Source organism: Methyloceanibacter marginalis (assembly GCF_001723295.1).
GTDB classification, from domain to species: domain Bacteria; phylum Pseudomonadota; class Alphaproteobacteria; order Rhizobiales; family Methyloligellaceae; genus Methyloceanibacter; species Methyloceanibacter marginalis.
In genome coordinates, this window is sequence record NZ_LPWD01000171.1 from 1 (window position 1) to 3547 (window position 3547).

A 3547-nucleotide genomic window follows, 5' to 3' on the forward strand; every position below is an offset into this window, starting at 1 on the left:
GCGAGCAGCGCCGGGCTCGGCATGCTTCTCGTAGACATGCACGTCGTGGCCGGCGCGGGCGAGCTGCTGCGCGGCCGCGAGGCCCGCGGGCCCGAGCCGATGACCGCGATCCGCTTGCCGGTCTTCTTCTCCGGCGGCTGCGGCTTCACCCAGCCTTCCTCGAAGGCCCGGTCGGCGATGGCGCACTCGATGGCCTTGATCGTGACCGGCTCGTCGATGATGTTGAGCGTGCAGGCGGCCTCGCACGGGGCCGGGCAGACGCGTCCGGTCACCTCGGGAAAGTTGTTGGTGGAGTGCAGGTTCTGCGCCGCGTCGTCCCAATCGGCCTGGTAGACGAGGTCGTTCCAGTCCGGGATCTGGTTGTTCACCGGGCAGCCGGTATGACAATAGGGAATGCCGCAATCCATGCAGCGGGCGGCCTGACGCGCGATCTCGGCGTCGCTCGGCGGGATCACGAACTCCTTGAAATGGCGCACGCGGTCGGCGGCCGGCTCGTAGCTTGGCTCCTGCCGCTCGATCTCCAAAAACCCCGTGATCTTGCCCATCAGAGTCACGATCTCCGCCCTAGCTCATCTCTGCTATCGAGGGTCGCGCCAACCGCGCCCCTTTGAACCGTTCCAGCGTACCGCATCTTCGCGTGGCAGGGCCACAGCCTGGCGCTGAGCCAGGTCATGGCCGCTCTCCTGCCTGATTATTTGCCGTTGCCGCGCAGGCCGATCTCGATTTCGCCGAGCCCCGTCTTATCGGCGGCTTGCTGGCGCGCCATCTCCTCCAAGGCGCGGCGGTATTCGACCGGCATCACCTTGACGAATTTCGGGAGATAATCGGCCCAGTTGTCGAGGATGTCCTTGGCCCGCGTCGAGGCCGTGTAGTGCAAATGGTTCTCGATCAGCTGGCGCAGACGCTCCTCGTCGAAGCGTGTCATGTCGGTGAAGTCGACGAGACCGTGGCTTTCCAGGTCGCCGCCTTGGTGGCGCCGCCGCTCCATGACGCGGTTCTCGCTCGGGATCGGCTCGAGATCCACCATGGCCATGTTGCAGCGCGGCTCGAAATCGCCGCTCTCGTCGAGCACGTAAGCGATGCCGCCGGACATGCCGGCCGCGAAATTGCGCCCCGTGGGCCCGATCACCACGACCACGCCGCCGGTCATGTATTCGCAGCCGTGATCGCCGGTGCCCTCGACCACCGCGATGGCGCCGGAGTTGCGCACGCCGAAGCGCTCGCCGCCGACGCCGCGGAAATAACATTCGCCGGCGATGGCGCCATAAAGCACCGTGTTGCCGACAATGATCGACTTCTCCGGATTGATGCCGGACTCTTCCGGCGGCCGGACGATGATGCGCCCGCCTGACAAGCCCTTGCCCACATAGTCGTTGCCTTCGCCGACGAGATCGAGGGTCACGCCATGGGCGAGCCAGGCGCCGAAGCTCTGCCCGGCCGACCCCTTGAAGCGGATCCAGATCGTGTCGTCGGGGAGGCCTGCGTGCCCGTAGCGCTTGGCGATCGCGCCGGACAGCATGGCGCCGGTGGACCGGTCGACGTTCTTGATCGGCAGGTCGAGCTTGACCGGCTTTTTCTCCTCGATCGCGGCGCGGCAAAGCTCGATGAGCTTGTTGTCGAGCACCGTCTCGAGCCCGTGGTCCTGACGCTCGGTATTGCTGACGGGAACACCGTCCGCCATTTCAGGCTTGTGGAACAGCTTGGTGAAGTCCAGACCGCGCGCCTTCCAATGGTCGATGGCCTTCTCCTTGTCGAGCACCTCGGTGCGGCCGATCATCTCGGCCATGGTGCGGAAGCCGAGCGCGGCCATGTACTCGCGCACCTCCTCGGCGACATAGAAGAAGAAATTGATGACGTGCTCGGGCGCGCCGGTGAAGCGGGCGCGCAGAACCGGGTCTTGCGTGGCGATGCCCACCGGGCAGGTGTTCAAATGGCACTTGCGCATCATGATGCAACCGGCGGCGATCAGGGGCGCGGTCGAGAAGCCGAACCCGTCGGCGCCGAGCAACGCGCCTACGATGACGTCGCGGCCCGTGCGCAGGCCGCCGTCCACCTGCACCTCGATGCGGCCGCGCAGGCGGTTCAGCACGAGCGTCTGCTGGGTCTCGGCGAGGCCGATCTCCCAAGGGCTGCCCGCGTGCTTGATGGAGGTGAGCGGCGAGGCGCCAGTGCCGCCCTCGAAGCCGGCGATGGTCACGTGATCGGCCATGGCCTTGGCCACGCCCGCGGCAACCGTGCCGACGCCCACTTCCGAGACGAGCTTCACCGAGACGGCGCCGGTCGGGTTGACGTTCTTCAGGTCGAAGATCAGCTGCTTCAGATCCTCGATCGAATAGATGTCGTGATGCGGCGGCGGCGAGATGAGACCGACGCCCGGCGTCGAGTGGCGCACCTTGGCAATGGTGGCATCCACCTTGTGACCAGGCAGCTGTCCGCCTTCGCCGGGCTTGGCGCCCTGGGCCATCTTGATCTGCATCATGTCGGAGTTGACGAGATATTCCGTCGTCACGCCGAAGCGGCCCGAGGCCACCTGTTTGATGGACGAGCGCATGGAGTCGCCATTCGGCATCGGCGTGAAGCGATCGACCTCCTCGCCGCCTTCGCCCGTGTTCGACTTGCCGCCGATACGGTTCATGGCGATGGCGAGGGTGGTGTGCGCCTCGCGGCTGATGGAGCCGAAGGACATGGCGCCGGTGGCGAAGCGCTTGACGATCTCCGTCGCCGGCTCGACCTCGTCGAGCGGGATCGCCCGCTGCCCGATCTCGTCGGCGTTCTGATGCGGAACATGCCGCGCAAGGTGAGGAGCTGCTTTGCCTGCTCGTTCACGGCTTGTGCGTAGGAACGGTACTTCTCCGGCAGGTTGCCGCGCACGGCGTGCTGAAGATCGGCGACCACTTCGGGGCGCCAGGTATGGGCCTCGCCGCGAATGCGGTAGGCGTACTCGCCGCCCACTTCGAGCGCGTTCTTGAGCACGGGCGCATCGCCAAAGGCGAGCTTGTGCCGCTCCACGGTCTCGCGCGCGATCTCCTCCAGCCCGACGCCTTCGACCTGCGTGTTGGTGCCGGTGAAATATTTGGCGACGAAGTCGGTCCTGAGCCCCACGGCGTCGAAGATCTGCGCGCCGCAATAGGACTGGTAGGTCGAGATGCCCATCTTGGACATCACCTTCAGGATGCCCTTGTCGGTCGCCTTGATGTAGCGCTTGACGGCCTCTTCGACGGTGAGTTCCTCGTCGAATTCCGGCACGAGCGCCTCGATCGTCTCGAAGGCAAGATAAGGATTGATCGCCTCGGCGCCGTAGCCGGCGAGCGTGCAGAACTGGTTCACCTCGCAGGCCTCGCCGGTCTCGACCACGAGGCCGACCGAGGTGCGCAAGCCGTTGCGGATCAGGTGATGATGCACGGCGCTGGTCGCGAGCAGCGAGGGAATTGGAATGCGCTGCGGGCCCGTGGCGCGGTCGGACAGGACGATGATGTTCTCGCCTTTGCGGACCGCGTCCTCCGCCTTGCGGCAGAGCTTCTCGAGCGCGCGGCGCATGCCGTCGGCG

At 66.0% G+C, this 3547-nt stretch carries 2 pseudogenes; both read right to left on the reverse strand.

Annotation, left to right across the window (positions count from 1 at the left end):
- Nucleotides 1-545, reverse strand: a pseudogene (locus AUC71_RS07140) (FAD-dependent oxidoreductase); the annotation flags it as partial.
- A 146-nt stretch (nt 546-691) separates the two neighbouring features.
- Nucleotides 692-3547 (reverse strand): annotated as a pseudogene (gene gltB / locus AUC71_RS07145) (glutamate synthase large subunit); the annotation flags it as partial.